Below are 21,929 nucleotides of genomic sequence, written 5' to 3'. Positions count from 1 at the left end.
GAAACGGCCGGTGTGTCACCGCGGTTGTCGGGTCAGCGGCGTACCCTCGAGCGGTCCAGGGCGGCGACGCCGAGCGCGGCGAGGCCGATCTGGATGAGCCACTCGATCCAGTCGATGCCCTTGGTGTCGGCCACACCGAAGGCATGAGCGATCGCCGATCCGATCAGTGCGGCCACGATGCCGACGAGGATCGTCAGCACGATGCCGATGTGCTGCCGCCCCGGGACGACCAGCCGGCCGAGCACACCGATGATGATGCCGATCACGATGGCACTGATGATGCCTGAGATCTCCATCTCCGCCCCTACCTCTTGGTCAAGGCCCCCGCACTATCCGGATGCCCGCTGTCGCGGGGGACAGTCCGTTCCGCTTCAACCACGGGTCAACGCCGGGTCAATCTCCCTGCGATGGGCCCGGTGATGCCTGTTCAGCCCCACTTCTGCCATGTACGGTTCAAGCGATCGGCCGCACGCCAGTCCCACGGCCAAAATGTCTACGCGCGCAGACGCTCTGTGTCTACGCGCGTAGGTCCGGCCCCCGCACCGCTCGCTCTTCCCCACCCCACACGGAGGTACGCCGGATGCTCGCACTCACCCGATCCCGCCGAAGACTCACCACCGCCCTGGCCGCGTTCGGCCTGCTCACCGCGGCCGCGGCCGCCCAGGCCACCGTCATTGCCACGCCCGCCCACGCGGCCACCACGCACCGCGTACTGTTCGACGACGGCCACGCCGAGGAGGCCGGCAACGCCGACTGGATCATCTCCACCAGCAAGCCCGACCCGCTGGGCGAGAACTCGTCCCCGTCCTCCGAGACCGACTGGACGGGCGCACTGTCCTCATGGGGCGTGGCCCTGCAGAAGACCGGCAGCTACAGCCTCAAGACCGCGACCGGCGCCCTCACCTACGGCGGTTCGTCCGCCACCGACCTGTCGAACTTCGACACCCTCGTCCTGCCGGAGCCCAACACCCTCTTCACCAGCGCCGAGAAGACGGCGATCATGACGTTCGTCAAGAACGGCGGCGGACTGTTCATGATCTCCGACCACACCGGAGCCGACCGCAACAACGACGGCTACGACGCGGTCCAGATCCTCAATGACCTGATGACCAACAACAGCGTCGACTCGACCGACCCGTTCGGCTTCTCCATCGACTCGCTGAACATCAGCTCCGACCACCCGGCCGCCATCAGCGACAGCACCAACCCCGTGCTGCACGGCTCCTTCGGCACCGTCACCAAGAGCCTCATCGCCAACGGCACCACCGCCACCCTCAAGCCCTCGGACAACTCCTCCGTCAAGGGCCTGCTCTACCGCACGGGCTATTCCGGCAACACCGGCGCCTTCTTCCTCACCAGCACCTTCGGCAGCGGGCGGGTCGCCTTCTGGGGCGACAGCTCGCCGATCGACGACGGCACCGGCCAGTCGGGCAACACCCTCTACGACGGCTGGAACGACTCCAGCGCCACCAACGCCGCCCTCGCCCTCAATGCCACTGCCTGGCTCGCCGGTGACGGCAGCACCAGCGGTGGCGGCGGTGGTGGTGGCGGCGGTGGCGGTGGCACCTGCACCGCCGCCCAGCTCCTCGGCAACAACGGCTTCGAGTCGGGCAACACCACCTGGAGCGCCTCCAGCGGCGTCATCACCAACTCCAGCGGCGAGTCGGCCCGTACGGGCTCGTACTACGCCTGGCTGGACGGCTACGGCACCGCCACCACCGACACGCTCTCCCAGTCGGTGACCATCCCGTCCGGCTGCACCACCGCCGCCCTGAGTTTCTATCTGCATGTCGACACGGCGGAGACCAGCACGAGCACGGCGTACGACACGCTCAAGGTTCAGGTCCTCAACAGCTCGGGGACCGTGCTGGGCACCCTGGCGACGTATTCGAACCTGAACGCCGCCGGCGGCTATACCCAGCGCAGCTTCAGTCTGGCGAGCTACGCAGGCCAGACCGTCACCCTCAAGTTCACCGGCACCGAGGGCTCCACGCTGCAGACGTCCTTCGTCATCGACGACACGGCGCTCAACGTCAGCTGACGCCCGTGGGGCCCGGCTCCCGCGCCGGGCCCCGCACGGTCATGCGGCCGGGACCGTCCGCTCCGGTGTGTTCCACCCGGAGACCCGCACCCGCGGCAGCGACCCGTGCAGATCCGCCGTCCGGCAGGTGGCGGTCAGAGTGACCGTCTCGCCCGGCCAGAGACCGACCTCGTTGTCCGACCACTCGACGGGCAGCACCGGCTTCCCCCGCGCGTCGACCAGATGGACGTCGGTGAACAGGGCCGGCGTCTTCCCGCTGCCGGTGTTGCGCAGGGTCACGGTCGTGGTCGCCGTTTCCCCCGACACATCCGTCGAGGCCGTCGCCGACACCGGCACCTGCGCCATGGGACTGAGGCCCTTGAGGTCGGCGTAGCTCGTCGTCGGCGTGTAGTACCAGTCGGTGTGGGCCCAGTCGAGGGTGTCGGGCCTGCTGGACAGCCAGTACACGTTCCTGCTGACCTCCTTGCCGGAGGAGTCGCTCAGCGTCAGACGCGCCAGATAGGTGGTCGCCAGCCCGGTCACCGACGCCGGCAGGGTGAGTGCGATGCTGTGCGCGCCGTCCCCGCTCACCCTCACCCCGGTGACGGTCCTGTCGTACTTCTGTGTCCCGTCGGGGTTGAACAGTGTGGCCCGGGCGGTGAGCCCGGAGGCGGGCGAGTGCCGGTTGTCGACGACGACCACCGAGCGGTCGTCGTACGAGTACTGGACGTGCAGCGGCTCGTTCGCCTTCTTGGCCCCGAAGTAGGCGCCGCCCTGGTCGAGGTAGCGGTCCAGCAGCTGCCAGTGCAGCGAGGTCCAGCCGCTGTTGAACATCCAGTACACGACCCCGGTCGACGGTTTCGACGAGTCGGTGGCATTGCGCTCGTACGCCTCGAACTGGGCGCGGACGTTCTCGTACTGGGCCAGCTGCGCCTTGCGGACGTAGTCGGCCAGGCTCGTCGGGGCGCCGTAGCGGCCGGTGAGGGCGTCGTCGTAGAGCTTGAGGGTGCCGAAGGTCGACGACGGGGAGCGGTGGTACTGCTTGGCGTCCGGGTTCCTCCAGAGGGTGTCGAGTTCGGCCGGGGTCATCATGCGGCGCAGGGTGTCGAGGGTGGGCATGTCGGGGCCCGCGCTGGTCTCGGAGTTGAAGCCCGTGGCGCCGCCCTCGCGCTTGGCGTACCAGTAGTCCGGCGGGATCCAGTCGTACGGGCCGGTCATCTTCATGCCTGAACTGCCCAGTTGCGGGGAGGAGTTGGCGGAGGCGGCGGCGACCACCGGGACCGGCCAGTCGGCGGCCTTCAGGGCGTCGAGGTAGTTCTTCTCGATCGTCGCGTCGGGTGCGAAGTCGCTGCCGATCAGGAAGGAGATCACGCTCGGGTGGTCGCGCAGCCGGGCGGCCTCGGCGGCCATCGACGCCTTGGCGACCGGGTAGTCCGCGGCGGTCCACTTGTCGCCGGACTCGCTGCCGTTGACCTGGCCCTCCCACTTGTCGCAGCACTCCCAGCCGGGCAGCGTGAGGATGCCGTAGCGGTCGGCGAGGTCGAAGAACTCGTCCGGTTCCAGGTGGCCTTCGAGACGGATGGTGTTCAGGCCGAGGTCGAGGGCGTACTTCAGCCGGTCCTCGACGTACGTCCGGTCCCAGCGCAGGAACTCGTCCGGAGACCAGCCGCCGCCCTTGATCAGCAGCCTGCGGCCGTTGACGCGGTACTGGCGGGCGCCGTCGGAGTTCAGCGGCGCCTGCACGTCGCGGATGCCGAAGGGCTGCCGCGTGGTGTCCGAGACGCTGCCGGAGACGGACGCGGTGAGCTTCAGGTCGTAGAGGGGCTGCCCGCCCATGTCGGCCGGCCACCACACCTTCGGTGAGGTCAGGTGCAGGCCAGGGACGTCGGACGGGACGAAGCTGATGGGTTTCGTCTCGTGCGCGGCCAGCGTGAGGGTCTTCTCGAAGGTGGTCGTGCCGACGCTGCCGGAGACCGTGGTGGTCACGGGCGCGCCGGAGTCGTTGCGGACCTGCGCCTTCACCGTCAGGTCGGCCGAGGCGAGCGAGGGCACGTCCAGCCTGGTGACCACGTGGGCGTCGCGCAGGGCGATCGGGCCGCCGCGGTGGACGAGGACGTCGCGGACGATGCCCATGTTCTCGTCGGGCGGTGGCTGGAGCCAGTCGATCCAGCCCATGGTCAGGTTCTTGTCCGGGTCGTTGGGGCGGACGCGGAAGGCGACCGTGTTCGTGCCGGAGCGGACGAGTGAGGTGACGTCCAGTTCGTGGCGGGTGTAGGCGCCGGTGACGTCCTGCGCGGTGGCGACCTGCCGGCCGTTGACATAGACATCGGCCGCCGAGATCACGCCGCTGAGGTCGAGGTAGGTGCGCTCGGAGGTGTCGGCGACCGTGAAGTCCGAGCGGTACCACCAGGGGATCTGGAAGTCGGCCTTGGGGATCTTCTGCTGGTTCGTCGAATAGAACGGGTCCGCGTACACGTCGTTCGCGAGCAGGGCTGCCAGGACGGTGGAGCGGGGGCCCGCCGGGTACCAGCCGGTCGCCGGGTAGCCGGGGGAGGAGATGTCGGCCGGCGGGTCGGAGACCTTGGCCGTCGACTGGATCGTGTAGCCCGTCAACGCGGTCGTGCTGCCCGGCTCGGAGGAGACGCGGGTGACCCGCCTCGGCGGGGCGGTCCCCCGGCCATGGGGTCCGGCCCAGGCGCTGGTTGTCAGGGAACCCAACAGACCCAGGACTACGGCGGCCGTGGCGAGACGGTGTCTGTTCACGGAGTCTCCAGCCCCTTCGTAAAGTTAGGAAACTTTACTAACGGCGGTCACGCTAGGGGCGCCGAGCGGACTGTGTCAATCACCGCGGCCCATAGCCCAGTTGGTCAGGACCCGGCCGAACGGCGCTCGAACACGACGTCCCGCGCCGTCCCGAGCGCCGTGGCCACCGCACCCAGCAGCACCGCGTCCTCGCCGAGCCGGCTGGGCACCACCTTGGGCCGCAGCGGGGTGAGCGACCGCAGGTGCTCGCGCACCGGGCGCAGCAGCAGGTCCACGCTGTGGCCCACCCCGCCGCCCAGGACCACGAGATCCGGGTCCAGCACGGCCGCGGCCGCCGCCACCGTGTGCGCGATCCGCTCGCCCTCCAGCTGAACCGCCTTGACCGCCGCGTCGTTTCCCTGCCGGGCCGCGTCGAAGACCGCCTTCGCGGTCAGCTGCCCGCTCAGGCCGAACCGGCGTGCCGCCTCGACCACGGCCACCCCCGACACCGCGTCCTCCAGCCGCTCCGGCTTCTGCCGCCCGGGCCACGGCAGGAACCCGATCTCCCCGGCCAGCCCGTGCGCGCCCGTGAACAGCCGCCCCTCGCTGACCACGCCCATCCCGAGACCGGTGCCGATCAGGATGTACGCGAACAGCCGGCTGTCCGCGCCGACGCCGTAGGTGTACTCGCCGAGCGCCGCCAGATTGGCGTCGTTGTGCACCTCCAGTGGAACGCCCAGCTGCTCGCGCATCCGGTCGAAGAGCCCGGCGCGCCCCCAGCCCGGCAGGTGCATCGCATAGCGCACCCGGCGCTGCTGCTCGTCGTACACGCCCGGAGTGCCCACCACCGCGTGGACCACCTCCTGGGCGGCCACGCCCGAGCCGCCGACCACCTGACGGGCCGTTGCCACCACCAGGTCGGCCATCGCGCCCGAGCTGCGGGCCCGGTTGCGCACGTCGGAGCGGGCGACGACGGTGCCGTCCAGGTCGGCCACGGCGACCCGCAGCCAGCTGCGGCCGACGTCGATGCCGAGGGCGTAACCCGCCGCCGGGTCCGGCGCGTACAGCACGGCGGTGCGACCGCGCTCCGGTGCGAGGGTGCCGACCTCGTGGACCAGCCCTGCCGTCTCCAGTGCGGCGAGCGCGCTGGAGACGGTCGGCTTGGACAGGCCGGTCTCCCGGGCCAGTTGGGCGCGCGACGCGGCGCCGCCGCTGCGCAGCCGGTCGAGCAGCAACCGCTCGTTGGTGCTGCGCAGCCGCCGGCGGTTCCAGGGCTGTTCCTGCTGGTCTGGGGCGTCACTGGCGGGCATCGCACCATTCTCACGTATGCGCGGGGCCGTTCGATGGAGCCTCTTGACGCATCAAGTTAGGCTCCTTAACTTTATCGGCCAACAGCCTCGCCGGGCGAACCAAGGCCGGCCAAGGTCAGTCATGGACAGCCCAGCGCCCGGTGCTTCAGGAGTCCTCATGTCCGGTAGTCCGCCACCCAACGGTGGTTTCGTCCGTCGCGTCGGCCTGTTCCAGGCCACCGCCATCAACATGAGCCAGATGTGCGGCATCGGCCCGTTCGTCACGATCCCGCTCATGGTCGCCGCGTTCGGCGGCCCGCAGGCCGTGATCGGCTTCATCGCCGGCGCGCTGCTCGCCCTCGCCGACGGGCTGGTGTGGGCCGAGCTGGGCGCGGCGATGCCCGGCTCCGGCGGGAGTTACGTCTATCTGCGCCAGGCCTTCCAGTACCGCACGGGCCGGCTGATGCCGTTCCTGTTCGTCTGGACGGCGATGCTGTTCATCCCGCTGATCATGTCGACCGGCGTGGTGGGCTTCGTCCAGTACCTCGGCTATCTCGCCCCCCACCTCGGGCAGACCACCGGCGACCTGATCGGCCTCGGCATCATCGCCCTGGTCGTCATCCTGCTGTGGCGGGGCATCGAGCACATCGCCCGGATCACCGCCGTGATGTGGGCCGTCATGATCGCCTCGGTGGTGCTGGTCATCCTGGCCGCCGCCACGGACTTCAGCACGCATCTCGCCTTCACCTACCCGGCGCACGCCTTCGACCTGGGCAGCAACCACTTCTGGCTCGGCTTCGCCGGCGGCCTGACCATCGGCATCTACGACTACCTCGGCTACAACACCACGGCCTACATGGGTGCCGAGATCAAGGACCCCGGACGCATCCTGCCGCGCTCGATCATCTTCTCCATCCTCGGCATCATGGCGATCTACCTGCTGCTGCAGATCGGCACGCTCGGCGTGATCGACTGGCACCGTATGACCAACCCGGACGACATCGCGTCCACGTCGGTCGCCTCGGCGGTCCTGGAGAAGACCTGGGGCAAGGGTGCGGCGGACACGGTCACCGTCCTCATCCTGATCACGGCCTTCGCCTCGGTCTTCACCGGCCTGCTGGGCGGCTCCCGGGTGCCGTACGACGCGGCCCGCGAACGCGTCTTCTTCCGCCCCTACGCCAAGCTCCATCCCAAGCACCGGTTCCCGATGCTGGGCCTGGCGACCATGGGCGTGATCACGGCCGTGGGCTTCCTGATCGGTCGGCACACGGACCTGGCGACACTGATCCAGCTGCTGACGACGGTGATGGTGATCGTCCAGGCGCTGGCCCAGATCGTCGCGCTGACCGTGCTGCGCAGGCGCCAGCCGGCCCTGCGGCGGCCGTACCGCATGTGGCTATACCCGGTGCCGAGCATCGTCGCGTTCGTCGGCTGGTGTGTGATCTACGGTTACGCGGACAAGAACTCGCCGGGCCGCCATCCCATCGAGTGGTCGCTGGCCTGGCTGGCTCTGGGCTGCGTCGCGTATGTGCTCTGGGCGCGCTTCGAGAAGGTGTGGCCGTTCGGTCCGAAGGAGATCGCGGAGGAGTATCTGGCGGCCTCGGCGGTGTCGGACGCGGAGCCCGCGGGCGCTTGATGAAATCGCGGGCCGGTAGCGGCTGGTCGCGCAGTTCCCCGCGCCCCTGAGGGGCGCGGGGCCAACCCGGGAGTTCCACGGCAAGAAGTGCGGTCCGGCTTCGTCGTGGCTTGACATGCAGGTAATTGCCTGCATAACGTTGAGTGTGCGATCAGATGACGACTCCGGGATGGACAAGGTCTTCAAGGCGCTGGCCGACGAGACCCGCAGACGACTGCTGGACCGGCTGCACGAGCAGAACGGCCAGACGCTCGGCGAGCTGTGCGAGCGCATCGCGATGACACGTCAGTCGGTGACCCAGCATCTGGGTGTCCTGGAGGACGCCAACCTGGTCGGCACGGTGCGGCGGGGGAGAGAGAAGCTGCACTACCTCAACCCGGTCCCGCTCCACGAGATCCAGGAGCGGTGGATCGACAAGTTCGAGCGGCCGCGCCTGAGCGCGCTGAGCGACATCAAACGACGAGCCGAGGAAGCCACCATGACCGACAAGCCCAGTTACGTGTACGTCACCTACATCCGAAGCACGCCCGAGAAGGTCTGGGAGGCACTCACCGACGCGGACCTGACCGCGGCCTACTGGGGTCACCGCAACGAATCGGACTGGCGGGAGGGCTCCCGCTGGGAACACGTCCGTACGGACGGCTCCCGCATCGCCGACGTCGTCGGCACCGTCGTGGAGAGCGAACCCCCCACCCGCCTGGTCACCACCTGGGTCGACCCCCAGAACGAGGGGCAGGAGGACAAGCACTCCCGGGTGACCTTCGACATCACGCCGCACGAGGACATCGTCCGCCTCACCGTCACCCACGAGGACCTCTGGGACGAGGGCGCGCTGTCGGACGTCTCCCGCGGCTGGCCGGCGGTGCTGTCGAACCTCAAGTCGCTGCTGGAGACCGGCAGTCCGCTGCCGCAGCAGCCCTGGTCGGTGCCCGGCCACTGAACGGTGACGGGACGCGGGAGGGCCGGCCCGCGCAGAGCGCGGGCCGGCCGCCATGCCGTCCTTTCCTGGTCCGTTCCTACGGCCTGGGGGCGCTCCTCGCCGCCGTACCGGCGCACATCAGCCCCAGGATCACGGCGAGCGCGCCGATGATGATGTTGTTGAGGACCACACCGGTGTCCGGGCTGGTGCCGACGACCCAGGGTGCGATGATCATCCAGATGCCCACCGCGCAGAACGCCCAGCTGAGGCCGTACATGCGCTCGGGGGCCCGGGTGAACCCGAGGGCCAGCAGGCTGATCGCGATGCCGACGACGAGGTTGTGCGTGACCAGCGGGGGCTGGCTCGTCGTGTAGTGAAGTATCCACGGGGATACGGCGCAGTACAGACCGAGCAGGAACACCGGTCCGTCCAAGAGCGTCACATCGCGACCGCCAAGCATGCGGGCATAGCGATCCCGCATTTCGGAAACATCAGGGTGGGTGGTGATGTCCCCCCTGCTGGTGGGCGAGACGTTGGCCATGACTCGTCTCCTTTGACTCGCAGGCCTGACCGCGTCTGGTGCGGTATGCGGGTAAGCGCCGCGTAAGTCCATTCTGCTCTTATTTCATCTTTATGAGTAGTGGCTGGCGGGTTACTGGGGGCGGAAGGCGCCTCTGGGACACGCCTCCGGCTCCCGCACATGTCTGCGCAGATCGCGGGCATGCGGACATGGAGGGGTCGTAACCGTATGTCGCAAGTGGAGGTGGCTGCCGCTATGGGCGCGAAGGTGTTGGAGCGGTTTCCTGCGGGAGCTCCGCGCGGATCGTGGCCGGCGGAGGAGTACGCGGCGCGCTGCCGCGCCGAGGGCAGGCCCGCGACGGTGATCATGGATCTCAAGTCGGACGCGTTCCTCGTCGTGGTGCCGGCCGACGAGGACTGACCCGGCGCGCACTCACGTCAGGGAGCCGCCCAACTCGCGCGCCCGGCGCACGAACACCTCGTAGAGGTCCTGGGCCGCCCGGGGCACGGACACGGCGCGACGGCGCTGCAGCATCAGGAGAACCTGGGTGGAGTCGTCGGAGATCCGGCGGTAGGTGATCGAGCCCCGTCGTTCCAGCGGGTCGCCGATGACGCTGAAGTCCGGCAGGAGCGTGGCACCCAGTCCTTCGGCCACCATCAGCTTGCCCATCTCGGCGCCGTCGGTGGAGAAGGAGAAGTCGGGGGAGCGGCCCCGCAGCAGCCGGTGGGCATAACGGTGCATGACATAGCCGGAGCGCATCGCGATCACCGGCTCCGGACCATCGAGGACATCGTCCACCGTGACCGCGGACAACGCGGCGAGCGGACTGTCCGGGCGCAGACACAACACCGGACGCCCACGCAGCAGTTCGGTGCTCTCGAAGTCGGCGGGCAGATCGTCGCCGTCCAGGTGGTTCACCAGACCGAGGTCGAAACCGCCCTCAAGGAGCGCCCGGTGGATCTCGGACTGCTGGGCGCCCACCACCTCCACCTGTGTCATCGGATGAGCCGTCCGGAAGGCCTGCACGGCCGGGATGAGCAGCGGGACCGTGGCGGCGTTCACCGTGCCGACCCGGACCATCCTGCTGATCCTGTGCTGCTCTCCCGCCGCGCTGCGCAGCCGGTCCACCGCGTCCAGCACATCGATGATGTGCGGCAGCAGCTCCCGGCCCTCCGCGCTCATCGTCGCCCCGGACCGCTTGCGCTCCAGCAGGTCGACTCCCAGTTCACGTTCCAGATTGCGCACCGTCTCGCTCAACGCGGGCTGGGAAAGACGGAGTTCCTCCGCGGCCCGGCGCAGTGAACCGAGCCGGGTCACGGCCGCGATGTATTCCAGTTGTTCCGTCCGCACACCCAGCAGAATGCGGCCCGATTCCCGGCGTGTTCAAGGGTTTCCCTGTCACACGTTCGTGAAATTCAATGGTCCGGGATGCGAGACCGGTCGGGTTTTCCTTGACGGCCCGCGGAGCCGACTGCCACGATCGACGGCATGAAGATGCGACTGGACCTCACGCGGCGACGCCATGTCGACCTCGCGCGCGTCTCCAGCGCCTCCTGTTGCGCCGCGGCCTGATCGACCTCTCTGAATCCGCCGCCTCTTTCCCTCTGCTCCGCCTGAATTCGCCGCGCCACTGCACGGCTTGAATTCGGCGTGCCCGGAAACATTCCGCAACAGGAGTCACGCATGCCTGCCGCGCCCGTGAAATTCGCCTACTGGGTCCCCAACGTCAGCGGGGGACTCGTCACCAGCAAGATCGAGCAGCGCACCGACTGGGGATACGAGTACAACCGCGAACTCGCCGTCCTCGCCGAGAACAACGGCTTCGACTACGCGCTCAGCCAGGTCCGCTACATGGCCAGCTACGGCGCCGAGTACCAGCACGAGTCGACCAGCTTCAGCCTCGCCCTGCTCCTCGCCACCCAGCGTCTGAAGGTCATCGCGGCCGTCCACCCCGGCCTGTGGCACCCCGGCGTCCTCGCCAAGCTCGGCGCCACCGCCGACCATCTCTCGAACGGCCGCTTCGCCGTCAACGTCGTATCCGGCTGGTTCAAGGGCGAGTTCACCGCCCTCGGAGAGCCCTGGCTGGAACACGACGAGCGCTACCGCCGCTCCGAGGAGTTCATCCGCGCCCTGCGCCAGATCTGGACCGAGGACCACACCGAACTCTCCGGCGACTTCTACCGGCTGCGCGACTTCTCCCTCAAGCCCAAGCCCCTCAACACCGCCGAGCGGCCGCACCCGGAAATCTTCCAGGGCGGCAACTCCACCGCGGCCCGCGCCATGGCCGGCCGGGTCTCCGACTGGTACTTCTCCAACGGCAAGGACTTCGACGGAGTCACCGAGCAGATCAACGACGTACGCGAGTCCGCCGCCGAAGTCGGCCGCAGGGCACCGAAGTTCGGCCTCAACGGCTTCCTCATCGCCCGTGACACGGAGGCCGAGGCCCGGGACACGCTCCGCGAGATCGTCGCCAAGGCGGACACCGAGGCCGTCGAGGGCTTCGGCGCCGCGGTGAAGCAGGCGGGACAGTCCACCGCCGACAAGAAGGGCATGTGGCAGGACTCCTCCTTCGAGGATCTGGTCCAGTACAACGACGGCTTCCGTACGGGGCTCATCGGCACCCCCGAGCAGATCGCGGAGCGCATCGTCGCCTACAAGAAGCTCGGCGTGGACCTCCTGCTCCTCGGCTTCCTGCACTACCACGAGGAGGTCGAGTACTTCGGCAAGCGGGTGCTGCCGCTCGTGCGTGAACTCGAGGCAGGGCTCCCGGACACGGAGCCCGAGTCCGTCCCCGTGCACGCCTGAGCGCCCCCACCGCGAAAGAGGTCATCAGCATGAGCACCGTCACGCCCACCGACTGGACCACCCTCCCCGCCCCGCGGACCGCCCAGGACTGGATCTCCCGCGCCGCCGAGGTCGCCGCCGTCCTCGCCACCGACGCCGCGGAGCGCGACCGCGCCGGAGCCACCCCCTACGCCGAGGTCCAGCTCCTGAAGGACGCCGGCCTCGTCACCCTGCTCGGCCCCACCGAGCACGGCGGCGCAGGCCAGGACTGGCCCACCGCCTACCGCGTCGTCCGCGAGGTCGCCAAGGCCGACGGCTCCATCGGCCAGCTCCTCGGCTACCACTACCTGTGGTTCTGGGCCGCCCGTCTGGTCGGCACCCGCGAGCAGTGGGAGCAGGTGGAGGCCGAGGCCAGCCGCGGCCGCTGGTTCTTCGGGGGAGCGGTCAACCCCCGCGACAAGGACGTCATCGTCACCGAGGACGGCGACGACCTCGTCTTCACCGGCCGCAAGTCATTCTCCACCGGCAGCAAGGTCTCCGACGTCACCGTCCTCGAAGGCGTCCTGGAGGGCACGGACAACCACGTCTTCGCCATCGTGCCCTCCGACAGCGAGGGCCTGACCTTCCACGACGACTGGGACAACATCGGCCAGCGGCTCACCGAGAGCGGCGGCGTCACCCTCGACGGAGTGCGCACCCCCTGGTCCTCCGCGGCCGGCTACGTCGACAAGCAGTTCCAGCCGCGCACGTACAACACGCTCAACGTCCCCACCATCCAACTGGTCTTCGTCAACTTCTACCTGGGCATCGCGGGCGGCGCCCTGGAGACGGCGGCCACCTACACCCGCACCAAGTCCCGGTCCTGGCTGCACGGCGGCCACGAGCGCGCGGTCGACGAGCCCTACGTCATCGACACCTACGGCGACCTCACCGCCAAGTTGTGGGCCGTCGAGGCGCTCGCCGACGCCGTCGCCGTCGAGGGGCAGAAGCTGCACGACGACCCCGACGCCGTCACGGAGCAGACCCGCGGCGACTTCGAGGTGCGGGTGGCCGCCGTCAAGGCACGCGCCACGGATGTCGCCCTGGAGATCGCGAACCGCATCTTCGAAGTCACCGGCGCCCGCTCCACCGCCACCTCCGAGGGCCTCGACCGGTTCTGGCGCAACATCCGCACCCACACCCTGCACGACCCCGTCGCCTACAAGCGGCGCGAGGTCGGCCGCTGGGTCCTCGAAGGCGAACTGCCCGAACCCACCTGGTACTCCTGACCCTTTCCCCGGGGCGCCCGCCGCGCGCGGGCGCCCCGCCTCCTCGCATGAGGACGCCTCCCGGCGCATCCCGTGCATCCCTGAAAGAGGACCCATGGCCACCGTCCTGTCCGTCTCCGGCAGCCCCTCCGCCTCCTCCCGCACCAACCGCCTGCTGCGTCACCTGGACAAGAGGCTGATCGCACAAGGCCACGAGGTGATCCCGCTCGACGTGCGCACCATTCCCGCCGAGGCTTTGCTCGGCGCGGATTTCAAACACCCCGCCATCGTCGAGGCCACCGAACTGTTCGCGCAGGCCGACGGCGTCGTCGTCGGCACCCCCGTCTACAAGGCGTCCTACTCCGGGGTCCTCAAGGCGCTCCTCGACCTGCTCCCGCAGTACGCGCTGACCGGCAAGACCGTGCTGCCACTGGCCACCGGCGGCTCCACCGCCCACGTCCTGGCCATCGACTACGCGCTGCGCCCGGTCCTGTCCTCCATGGGCGCCGGCCACATCGTGCAGGGCTGGTTCACCCTCGACAAGGACATCACCGTGCACGAGGACGGCCGGCTCACCGTCGCGCCGGCCGCCACCGAGGCCCTCGCCCAGGTCGTCGACCAGTTCTCGACGGCCCTCGGTCGCACCCGGCTCCTGGCCGCGGCGAGCTGAGCGCCGTGTCCGCCCATGTCATCGCCGACGACGCGGAGGCCCTCGCCGTCGCGGCCGCCCTGGCCGAGGAGTTCCGCGCCGGGGCCGCCGCCCGGGACGCCGAACGCAGGCTCCCGCGCGAGGAGTTGGACCGGCTGTCCGCCTCCGGGCTGCTCGCGGTCACCGTCCCCGCCGAGCACGGCGGCGCGGACGTCACCGCGCTCACCCTCGCCGAGATCTTCCGGCTGCTCGCCTCGGCCGACGGCAGCCTCGCCCAGATCCCCCAGAGCCACTTCGCCTACGTCAATGTGATCCGCCGTCAGGGCACCGAGGAACAGCGGAAGTTCTTCTTCGCCGAGCTGCTCGCCGGCCGCCGCTTCGGCAACGCCCAGTCCGAGGCGGGCACCAAACACGTCCAGGACATCCGCACCCGCCTCGAACCGCAGCCGGACGGTTCCTACCTCCTCACCGGTGTCAAGCACTACTCCACCGGGGCCCTCTTCGCCGACTGGATCCCGGTGCTGGCCCGCGCCGAGGACGACAAACTGCACGTCGCCTACGTCCCCGCGGACGCCCCCGGCCTCACCGTCATCGACGACTGGGACGGCCTGGGACAGCGCACCACCGCCAGCGGCACGGTCCGTCTCGAACGCGTCCCGGTGCCGGGCGACCGTGTCCTGCCCCACCACCTCACCTTCGAGGGACCCCAACTCCATGGAGCCGTCGCCCAGTTGCTGCACGCCGCGATCGACGCCGGCATCGCGTCGGGCGCCCTCGCGGAAGCCGTCGAGTTCGTACGGACGAAGAGCCGTCCGTGGTTCGAGAGCGGCGTCGAGACGGCCGCAGAGGATCCGCTGCTGATCCAGCGGTTCGGCGAACTCGCCTTGCAGGTACGGGCGTCCGAGGCCCTCCTCCATGAGGCCGCCCGTGCGGTCGACGCGGCGCGCACCGACCTCACCGACGACACGACGGCCGAGGCGTCCATCGCGGTCGCCGCGGCGAAGGTGCAGGCCGCGCAGACGGCGGTCGAGGTGGCGAGCGCCCTGTTCGAGGTGTCCGGTACCCGGTCCGCGCTCAACTCCCTCAACCTGCACCGGCACTGGCGCGACGCCCGCACCCACACCCTGCACGACCCGACCCGCTGGAAGATCCAGCACATCGGCCGGTACGTGCTGAACGGCACCCGGCCACCCCGCCACGGACTCCTCTAGCGCGATCCGCGACACCAGCGACACCTCTGATCGGAGACCCCACGTGTCCCTCACCTTCCACTGGTTCCTGCCCACCAACGGCGACAGCCGGCACGTCGTGGGCGGCGGCCACGGCACCCCCGCCACCGTCTCCGGCCGGGACCGGCCGCCGACGGTGGCCTACCTGAGCCAGATCGCCAAGGCCGCGGAGGACCTGGGCTTCGTCGGGGCGCTCACCCCCACGGGCGCCTGGTGCGAGGACGCGTGGCTGACCACCGCCATGGTCAGCCAGCACACCGAACGCCTGAAGTTCCTGGTCGCCTTCCGCCCCGGCTTCGTCTCGCCGACGCTGGCCGCGCAGATGGCGTCCACCTTCCAGCGGCAGAGCGGCGGACGGCTGCTCCTCAACGTCGTCACGGGCGGCGAGAGCCACGAGCAGCGGGCCTACGGCGACTTCCTGGACAAGGACGCCCGCTACCGCCGTACCGGCGAATTCCTGGAAATCGTCCGGGCGTTGTGGGAGGGCAAGACCGTCGACCTGCACGGCGAGCACCTCCAGGTGGCGGACGCCAAGCTCGCCCGGGTGCCCGACCCGGTCCCCGAGGTGTACTTCGGCGGGTCCTCGCCCGCCGCCGGAGAGGTCGCGGCCAAGTACGTCGACACCTATCTCACCTGGGGCGAGCCGCCCGCCCAGGTCGCCGAGAAGATCGCCTGGATCCGGGGGCTCGCCGCCGAGCAGGGCCGCACCCTGCGCTTCGGCATCCGGCTGCACGTGATCACCCGCGACACCTCCGAACAGGCGTGGGCGGAGGCGAACCGGCTCCTCGACGGCTTCGACCCGCAGACCGTCGAGTCCGTCCAGGCCGGCCTCGCCCGCAGCGAGTCCGAGGGCCAGCAGCGGATGCTCGCTCTGCACGGCGGCGGCAACCGCGACGGCCTGGAGATCCACCCCAACCTCTGGGCGGGCATCGGCCTGGTCCGCGGCGGCGCGGGCACCGCCCTGGTCGGCAGCCACGACGAGGTCGCCGAGCGGATCAAGGAGTACGCGGCCCTCGGCATCGAGGAGTTCGTGCTCTCCGGCTACCCGCACCTGGAGGAGGCGTACTGGTTCGGCGAGGGCGTGCTGCCGCGCCTGGCCGCACAGGGGCTGTGGCAGCACCCGTTCGCCCAGCCGGCCGCACCCTCGGCACAGGTGCCGTTCGCGAGCTAGCCCCTCGCGCCGACCCTGCCGCCGAAGAAGACCTGCACCTCCCGGACGAGCCCGTCCCGGACGGTGATCGCCTCGACATTGCGGTACCGGTCGCCGGTCGTGAGCTCGTACTCGTAGTGGACGAGTACGAGCTCCTCGTCGGCGGGCACGACATGCAGCATCCGCTGTTCCACGAACCGGTCCGCAGTCGGGAAGCACCGCTCGAAGAAGGCCGCCCTGTCGAGGTGGTCGTCCTGCGGGCTGGTGAAGGAGAAGTCCTCGGCGTAGAGCGCCAGGGCCGCCTCGCGGTCCTGCGACCGGTAGTACCGGAACGCCGCCTGGACGACATCGGTCGGACTCTTCACCATCAGGCCTCCTGGATCTCCGTGAGCGCGTCGAGGTGCGCCCGCCGCACCACCGACGTCTGCCCCTGCACCAGCAGGAACAGGCCCTCGCGGGCCAGTCGCTGGGCGGGATGGCTTACGTCCATGGTGCGGCCGCCCCCGGCCACGACCGCCGCGGTCGTGGCCGCACGCATGAGGTCGTAGGACCGCGTCTTGAGCGCCAGCCGTTCCGCGACACGCTCGTGCGGAACGGGGTGATCGGCCAGCTCGTACGCCTGCCGCCGCACCTCGTCGAGGCGGTCGCGCAGCCCCCGGGCGGTCTCCGGCTCGCCGGTGTCCTCCAGCACGCGCAGTGCGGCGTACGCCACCCCGAAAACGGCCGGGGAGGCGTTCGTGCTCCGGGGCAGGTCGATGAGAGCGAACTTCTCCTGCGGGGTGCGCAGCACCACGCTCTCCTCCGGCAGCCACAGGCCGTCCAGCTCCAGCGAGACCGTACGGGCGGCGGTGAGCGCCGCCAGCTGCATCGGCTGCGAGGCGCGCAGCCCCGGCTGATCGCGGGCGTCGGCGAACGCGAAGACGATCTCGGCCGAGTCGGTCACGCCCGCGAGCAGCATCACGTCGTTCAGCCCCCAGCCCGTGTACCAGGGCACCGTGCCGTCGAACCGCCAGCCGTCCCGCTTTGCCGTGGCCCGCACGGGCACCCGGGGAAAGGCCCGGACATGGGCGTAGGCGATCCCGGCCAGCAGCTCACCGGAGGCCAGCGGACCCAACAGCCGCTCCCGCACGGGGAGTTCGGACCTCGCCAGGAGCCGCACCGGAGTGTGGTGCTGGGTCTGCACGAACCACGTCGAGCAGCACGCCCCGGCCAGGATCTCCTGGACCTCACGTGCCACCGGGTCGGGAGCGCCCGCCCCGCCGTACTCCCGCGGCGCGCTCACACCCAGCAGCCCCGACCGCCGGACGGCCTCGATGTGGCTCGCGGGCACCCCCTGCTGGTCGACACGCGCCGCGTTCGGGGCGAGGAGGTCGGCGGCGAGGGCGCGGGCGGTGGAGACGAGGGGGTGCGCTGCGGCGGTCATGTGGAAGATTCTCCCGATGTCGTCGTGCGCGGTGTCGATCCGGGGGTGTTCCGTTCGTGTAGGAGGTGACAGAACGACACGATGCCAAGGAGGACGGCATGCAGTACTACCTGCTCAGCGTGATCACCCCGACCGACGGAACGCCGCCCGGACCCGAGGCCATGGCGGAGATCGTCCGCAACCTCGACACCTTCCACGCGGAACTGCGCGAGGCCGGCGCCTGGGTCTTCGCCGGCGGGCTGCACGGGCCCGAGACGGCCACCGTGCTGCGGCCCCGGGACGGCGACGTCCTGATCACCGACGGGCCGTACGCCGAGGGCAAGGAGTACCTGGGAGGCATCTGCCTGATCAAGGCCCCCGACCTGGACGCGGCCCTGGAATGGGGCAGGAAGGCTACCTGGGCGACCACCTTGCCCATCGAGGTGCGCCCGTTCATGCACCAGGCCGAGGAGTGATGTCCCCGTCCGTCGACGTCGAGGCCGTCTTCCGCGCGGAGTACGGCCGCGCCGTCGCCGTCCTCGTCCGCTTCCTCGGCGACATCGACCTCGCCGAGGAAGCGGTGCAGGACGCCTTCACGACGGCTGTGCAGCGCTGGCCGGAGGCCGGTGTGCCGCCGAGCCCGGCCGGCTGGATCATCACCACCGCGCGCAACCGCGCGATCGACCGGCTGCGCCGCGAGTCCTCCCGCGAGGCCCGCCATGCCGAGGCGGCCCTGCTGCACACCCCCGACGCACCGGCCGAGGAGGGCCCCGTGCGCGACGACCGGCTCCGCCTGATCTTCACCTGCTGCCACCCGGCGCTCGCCCCCCAGGCGCAGGTCGCCCTGACCCTGCGCCTCCTCGGCGGCCTCACCACGCCGCAGATCGCGCGCGCCTTCCTGGTACCCGAGCCGACGATGGCCCAGCGCCTCGTCCGCGCCAAGGCGAAGATCCGCGACGCCCGCATCCCCTACCGCGTGCCCCGCGACGCGGACCTCCCGGACCGCCTGAAGGGCGTTCTGGCGGTCGTCTACCTGATCTTCAACGAGGGGTATGGCGGCAGCCCCGACCTGTGCGCGGAGGCCGTACGCCTCGGCCGCCTCCTGTCCGAGCTCATGCCCGACGAGCCCGAGGTGACCGGCCTGCTCGCGCTGATGCTCCTCGTCGACTCCCGCAGCTCTGCCCGGCTGGACGAGCACGGCGCGCTGGTACCGCTGCCGGAGCAGGACCGCAGCCGCTGGGACAGGGAGCTGATCGCCGAGGGGCAGTCGCTGGTCCGCCGCTGCCTGCGCCGCAACCAGCCCGGCCCGTACCAGATCCAGGCCGCCATCCAGGCCGTCCACAGCGACGCGCCCAACGCCGATGCCACCGACTGGGGCCAGATCCGTCAGCTGTACGACCAGCTTCTGGCCCTCGCGCCGAACCCCGTCGTGGGCCTGAACCGGGCGGTCGCCGTCGCCGAGACCGAGGGGCCCCGCCAAGCCCTGGAGGGCGTCGAGGCGCTGGATCTCGACGGCTACCACGTCTTCCATGCCGTTCGCGCCGACCTGTTGCGCCGCCTGGGGCGCGACACCGAGGCGGTACGGGCGTACGAGGCGGCCATCGCGCACTCTCAGAGCCAGGCGGAACGCGCCTATCTGGAGCGGCGGCGGCAGGAGCTCGGCCACATGTGACGGGCACGCCCGCGCGTGACCAGCTCGCTGCGGAAAGTAGTTCTCCGGCGCCGGGATTTATTTTGGTGTATGAAAGGTTGGCATATACACCTGACCCTGATCGTTTCTGCAGCGAGGCATCGTGAACCCCTCCACCCCCGAGCAGTCCGCCGACGTCGTGGCCCGGCTGCGCGCCACCTTCCGCACCGGCCGCACCAAGCCTGTCGAGTGGCGCACCGCCCAGCTGCGCCGCCTGCGCGAACTGCTCGCGGACAACGGCCCCGACCTGGCCGCCGCCCTCCACGCCGACCTGGGCAAGAGCGCCACCGAGGCCCACCGCACCGAGATCGACTTCACGATCCGCGAGATCGACCACACCCTCGACCACCTCGCCGACTGGCTGCGCCCCGAAGCCGCCCCGGTCCCGGCCCACCTCGGCGCGGACGCCGGCGCCTGGACGCAGTACGACCCGCTCGGCGTCGTCCTCGTCATCGCCCCTTGGAACTACCCCGCCCAGCTCCTGCTCGCCCCGCTGGTCGGCGCCCTCGCCGCGGGCAACGCGGTGGTCGCCAAGCCGAGCGAACTCGCCCCCGCCACCTCCGCCGCGCTCGCCCGTCTGCTGCCCGCCTACCTCGACACCGACGCGGTCGCCGTCGTCGAGGGCGGCATCCCGGAAACCACGGCCCTGCTGGCCGAGCGCTTCGACCACATCTTCTACACCGGCAACGGCGCCGTCGGCCGCATCGTCATGCGCGCCGCCGCCGAGCACCTCACCCCGGTCACCCTCGAACTCGGCGGAAAGTCCCCGGCGTTCGTCGACCGCGACACCGATATCGACGTCGTCGCGGACCGGCTGGCCCGCGGCAAGTTCCTCAACGCCGGGCAGACCTGCGTCGCCCCCGACTACGTCCTGACCGACCCGGGCACCGCCGCCGCCCTGGAGCCCGCGTTCACCCGCGCCGTGAAGGCGCTGTACGGCAGCGACCCGTCCGCATCCACCGAGTACGGCCGGATCGTCAACGAACGGCACTTCGACCGGCTCTCGGGCCTGCTCGACTCGGGCCGCGTCGTCGTGGGCGGCAGCAGCGACCGTACGAGGAAGTACATCGCGCCGACCGTCCTGGCCGACGTCGACCCCAAGGCGCCCGTCATGCAGGAAGAGATCTTCGGCCCGATCCTGCCGATCGTCACGGTGCCCGACCTGGACGCGGCGATCGACTTCATCAACGATCGCGACAAGCCCCTTGCCCTGTACGTCTTCTCCGAGTCCGAGGAGACCCGCGGCCGGATCGCCGCCGAGACGTCCTCCGGCGCTCTCGGCCACGGCCTGCCGCTGGCCCATCTCACCGTCTCGGACCTGCCGTTCGGCGGAGTGGGCGAGAGCGGCATGGGCAGCTACCACGGCCGCTATTCGATCGAGACGTTCAGCCACCGCAAGGCGGTGCTGCACAAGCCGCTGAACTGAATCCGGCGAGGAGAACGCCCGGCCGTGCGACACGGCCGGGCGCTTTTCGAGCCGCAGTATCGGCAACTGCTTATATAAGCGATGGCTGATACAGTGGCCGTATGCACGCCTTCGATGTGCTCGGGGACCCGGTGCGTCGGCGGATCCTGGAGCTGCTGGCCGACGGTGAGATGACCTCGGGAGCGGTCTGCGAGGTCATCGGGGAGGAGTTCGGGATCTCGCAGCCCGGAGTGTCACAGCATCTGAAGGTGCTGCGGGAGAACGGGTTCGCGACCGTCCGCCCCGAAGGAACCCGGCGCCTGTACGCGGTCAATGCCGAGCCGCTGCAGGACATAGACGCCTGGCTCGACCGCTTCCGCCGCTTCTGGACCCCGCATCTGGACGCCCTGGCCACCGAGCTGGCGCGCGGCAAACGGGCGCGCCGACTCCGGGATGCCGACGAAACCCCGAGGAGCACCCATGACCGACGTGACTCATGACATCAGCGACGTGCGCCGGCAGGTCGGCCGGCGCACCTTCAAGGCAGGCGAGGCACGCGTGGTGACCGTGACCCGGACCTACGACGCCCCGCTCGATGATGTGTGGGACGCCTGTACGAACCCCGGGCGCATCCCCCGCTGGCTCCTGCCCGTGACGGGAGAACTGCGCCTGGGAGGCCGCTATCAGCTCGAAGGCAACGCGGGCGGTGTGATCGAGCGCTGCGACCCGCCCAAGAGCTTCTCGGCGACCTGGGAGTACGGCGGCGAGGTCAGCTGGATCGAGCTGCACCTGACCTCCGAAGGGGACGGGACACGCTTCCAGCTGGAGCACATCGCTCATGTCGACGACACGAAGTGGGCGGAGTTCGGCCCGGGTGCCGTCGGTGTGGGATGGGACCTGATGGTCCGGGGGCTCTCCCTGCATCTGGCGAGCGGTGGCGCGGCCGTCGACCCGAAGAAATTCATGGCCTGGATGGGTTCGGACGAGGGCCGTCGCTTCATGGCGTCCAGCAGCGAAGCCTGGTACGCGGCGAATCTCGCCGGCGGCGAGGACGAGAAGACGGCACGCGAGGCGGCGGACCGGACCACGGCGGCCTATACGGGAACGGCGGAGGGCGGCGACCCGGGCGAAGGGGACGCGAGCTGACCGCAGGGGATCATCGGCGCCTGTCCGCGCATCACCGCCATCCTCGGCGTCGCCCCCGGCGACAACCTCTCCTGCTGACCGGCGCCCTCAACTTCGTACAG

General features: G+C 70.1%; 22 protein-coding genes. 15 read left to right on the top strand and 7 right to left on the bottom strand.

Going from position 1 to position 21,929, the window contains the following annotated elements; translation table 11 throughout:
• Window positions 1-32 precede the first annotated feature (32 nt).
• Window positions 33-296 (bottom strand): GlsB/YeaQ/YmgE family stress response membrane protein, encoded by a 264-nt coding sequence (locus ACFY1U_RS42740; RefSeq protein ID WP_390699482.1) that lies wholly within the window; start codon window positions 294-296, stop codon window positions 33-35.
• A gap of 284 nt (window positions 297-580) precedes the next feature.
• Between ACFY1U_RS42740 and ACFY1U_RS42735 the strand changes: the two genes are divergently transcribed.
• The gene (locus ACFY1U_RS42735; protein ID WP_390699481.1) at window positions 581-2,041 is read left to right on the top strand and encodes a hydrolase; all 1,461 of its coding nucleotides are present in this window, start codon (window positions 581-583) and stop codon (window positions 2,039-2,041) included.
• A gap of 39 nt (window positions 2,042-2,080) precedes the next feature.
• On the opposite strand, the gene ACFY1U_RS42730 is transcribed toward ACFY1U_RS42735, so the two are convergent.
• Window positions 2,081-4,783, bottom strand: a complete 2,703-nt coding sequence (locus ACFY1U_RS42730) for a sugar-binding domain-containing protein (RefSeq protein ID WP_390699480.1) — start codon at window positions 4,781-4,783, stop codon at window positions 2,081-2,083.
• A gap of 104 nt (window positions 4,784-4,887) precedes the next feature.
• Entirely contained in the window at window positions 4,888-6,072 is a 1,185-nt protein-coding gene (locus tag ACFY1U_RS42725; RefSeq protein WP_390699479.1) for an ROK family protein, read from the bottom strand.
• A gap of 157 nt (window positions 6,073-6,229) precedes the next feature.
• Here ACFY1U_RS42725 and ACFY1U_RS42720 point away from each other — a divergent pair, with 157 nt between their 5' ends.
• Together ACFY1U_RS42720 and ACFY1U_RS42715 are read left to right on the top strand one after the other, a co-directional pair.
• A complete protein-coding gene (locus ACFY1U_RS42720) occupies window positions 6,230-7,687 on the top strand; it encodes an APC family permease (protein WP_390699478.1) in 1,458 nt (485 codons plus the stop codon).
• A 169-nt stretch (window positions 7,688-7,856) separates the two neighbouring features.
• Window positions 7,857-8,627, top strand: a complete 771-nt coding sequence (locus ACFY1U_RS42715) for an ArsR/SmtB family transcription factor (RefSeq protein ID WP_390699477.1) — start codon at window positions 7,857-7,859, stop codon at window positions 8,625-8,627.
• A gap of 76 nt (window positions 8,628-8,703) precedes the next feature.
• Here ACFY1U_RS42715 and ACFY1U_RS42710 read toward each other — a convergent pair whose 3' ends face one another.
• Window positions 8,704-9,147, bottom strand: coding sequence for an SPW repeat protein (locus ACFY1U_RS42710; protein WP_390699476.1), 444 nt, complete (start codon window positions 9,145-9,147; stop codon window positions 8,704-8,706).
• A 207-nt stretch (window positions 9,148-9,354) separates the two neighbouring features.
• Between ACFY1U_RS42710 and ACFY1U_RS42705 the strand changes: the two genes are divergently transcribed.
• Window positions 9,355-9,546, top strand: coding sequence for a hypothetical protein (locus ACFY1U_RS42705; RefSeq protein ID WP_365842278.1), 192 nt, complete (start codon window positions 9,355-9,357; stop codon window positions 9,544-9,546).
• Window positions 9,547-9,558: 12 nt separating this feature from the next.
• Here the strand turns inward: ACFY1U_RS42705 and ACFY1U_RS42700 are convergent, their stop codons facing one another.
• On the bottom strand, window positions 9,559-10,476 hold the full coding sequence (locus ACFY1U_RS42700; protein ID WP_390699475.1) for a LysR family transcriptional regulator: 918 nt from the start codon (window positions 10,474-10,476) through the stop codon (window positions 9,559-9,561).
• Between the two features lie 138 nt (window positions 10,477-10,614).
• Between ACFY1U_RS42700 and ACFY1U_RS42695 the strand changes: the two genes are divergently transcribed.
• The 6 genes from ACFY1U_RS42695 to ACFY1U_RS42670 all read left to right on the top strand — a co-directional run bounded on the left by ACFY1U_RS42695 (window position 10,615) and on the right by ACFY1U_RS42670 (window position 16,206).
• A complete protein-coding gene (locus ACFY1U_RS42695) occupies window positions 10,615-10,698 on the top strand; it encodes a putative leader peptide (protein ID WP_350760414.1) in 84 nt (27 codons plus the stop codon).
• 111 nt (window positions 10,699-10,809) lie between these two features.
• Window positions 10,810-11,931 carry a dimethylsulfone monooxygenase SfnG gene (gene sfnG, locus ACFY1U_RS42690; protein ID WP_390699474.1) on the top strand — a complete coding sequence of 374 codons (1,122 nt, stop codon included), beginning with the start codon at window positions 10,810-10,812 and terminating at the stop codon, window positions 11,929-11,931.
• Between the two features lie 29 nt (window positions 11,932-11,960).
• Window positions 11,961-13,178 (top strand): acyl-CoA dehydrogenase family protein, encoded by a 1,218-nt coding sequence (locus ACFY1U_RS42685; RefSeq protein WP_390699473.1) that lies wholly within the window; start codon window positions 11,961-11,963, stop codon window positions 13,176-13,178.
• Between the two features lie 94 nt (window positions 13,179-13,272).
• On the top strand, window positions 13,273-13,827 hold the full coding sequence (gene ssuE / locus ACFY1U_RS42680) for an NADPH-dependent FMN reductase (protein WP_390699472.1): 555 nt from the start codon (window positions 13,273-13,275) through the stop codon (window positions 13,825-13,827).
• 5 nt (window positions 13,828-13,832) lie between these two features.
• Window positions 13,833-15,017 carry an SfnB family sulfur acquisition oxidoreductase gene (locus tag ACFY1U_RS42675; protein WP_390699471.1) on the top strand — a complete coding sequence of 395 codons (1,185 nt, stop codon included), beginning with the start codon at window positions 13,833-13,835 and terminating at the stop codon, window positions 15,015-15,017.
• A gap of 43 nt (window positions 15,018-15,060) precedes the next feature.
• Window positions 15,061-16,206, top strand: coding sequence for an LLM class flavin-dependent oxidoreductase (locus ACFY1U_RS42670; protein ID WP_390699470.1), 1,146 nt, complete (start codon window positions 15,061-15,063; stop codon window positions 16,204-16,206).
• On the opposite strand, the gene ACFY1U_RS42665 is transcribed toward ACFY1U_RS42670, so the two are convergent.
• Together ACFY1U_RS42665 and ACFY1U_RS42660 are read right to left on the bottom strand one after the other, a co-directional pair.
• Window positions 16,203-16,553: a nuclear transport factor 2 family protein gene (locus ACFY1U_RS42665; RefSeq protein ID WP_390699469.1), complete on the bottom strand. Its 351-nt coding sequence runs from the start codon at window positions 16,551-16,553 to the stop codon at window positions 16,203-16,205. The two genes, ACFY1U_RS42670 and ACFY1U_RS42665, sit on opposite strands and share 4 nt — an antisense overlap.
• A complete protein-coding gene (locus ACFY1U_RS42660; RefSeq protein WP_390699468.1) occupies window positions 16,553-17,608 on the bottom strand; it encodes an acyl-CoA dehydrogenase family protein in 1,056 nt (351 codons plus the stop codon). Before ACFY1U_RS42660 ends, ACFY1U_RS42665 begins: the two co-directional genes overlap by 1 nt.
• Window positions 17,609-17,706: 98 nt before the next feature.
• On the opposite strand from ACFY1U_RS42660, the gene ACFY1U_RS42655 reads away from it, so the two are divergent.
• From ACFY1U_RS42655 to ACFY1U_RS42635, 5 genes are all read left to right on the top strand, one after another.
• The gene (locus tag ACFY1U_RS42655; protein WP_390699467.1) at window positions 17,707-18,063 is read left to right on the top strand and encodes a YciI family protein; all 357 of its coding nucleotides are present in this window, start codon (window positions 17,707-17,709) and stop codon (window positions 18,061-18,063) included.
• Window positions 18,063-19,259, top strand: coding sequence for an RNA polymerase sigma factor (locus ACFY1U_RS42650; protein WP_390699466.1), 1,197 nt, complete (start codon window positions 18,063-18,065; stop codon window positions 19,257-19,259). Before ACFY1U_RS42655 ends, ACFY1U_RS42650 begins: the two co-directional genes overlap by 1 nt.
• A 121-nt stretch (window positions 19,260-19,380) precedes the next feature.
• Window positions 19,381-20,703: an aldehyde dehydrogenase family protein gene (locus tag ACFY1U_RS42645; protein WP_390699465.1), complete on the top strand. Its 1,323-nt coding sequence runs from the start codon at window positions 19,381-19,383 to the stop codon at window positions 20,701-20,703.
• 101 nt (window positions 20,704-20,804) lie between these two features.
• The gene (locus ACFY1U_RS42640; protein ID WP_390699464.1) at window positions 20,805-21,182 is read left to right on the top strand and encodes an ArsR/SmtB family transcription factor; all 378 of its coding nucleotides are present in this window, start codon (window positions 20,805-20,807) and stop codon (window positions 21,180-21,182) included.
• The gene (locus ACFY1U_RS42635; RefSeq protein ID WP_390699463.1) at window positions 21,163-21,828 is read left to right on the top strand and encodes an SRPBCC family protein; all 666 of its coding nucleotides are present in this window, start codon (window positions 21,163-21,165) and stop codon (window positions 21,826-21,828) included. The genes ACFY1U_RS42640 and ACFY1U_RS42635 overlap by 20 nt, the downstream gene beginning before the upstream one ends.
• Window positions 21,829-21,929: the final 101 nt, after the last annotated feature.

Source organism: Streptomyces sp. NPDC001351, from assembly GCF_042896045.1.
In the GTDB taxonomy this organism is placed as follows: domain Bacteria; phylum Actinomycetota; class Actinomycetes; order Streptomycetales; family Streptomycetaceae; genus Streptomyces.
Note: the sequence above shows the minus strand (reverse complement) of the source record. Positions and strands in the feature narration are given on the sequence as shown.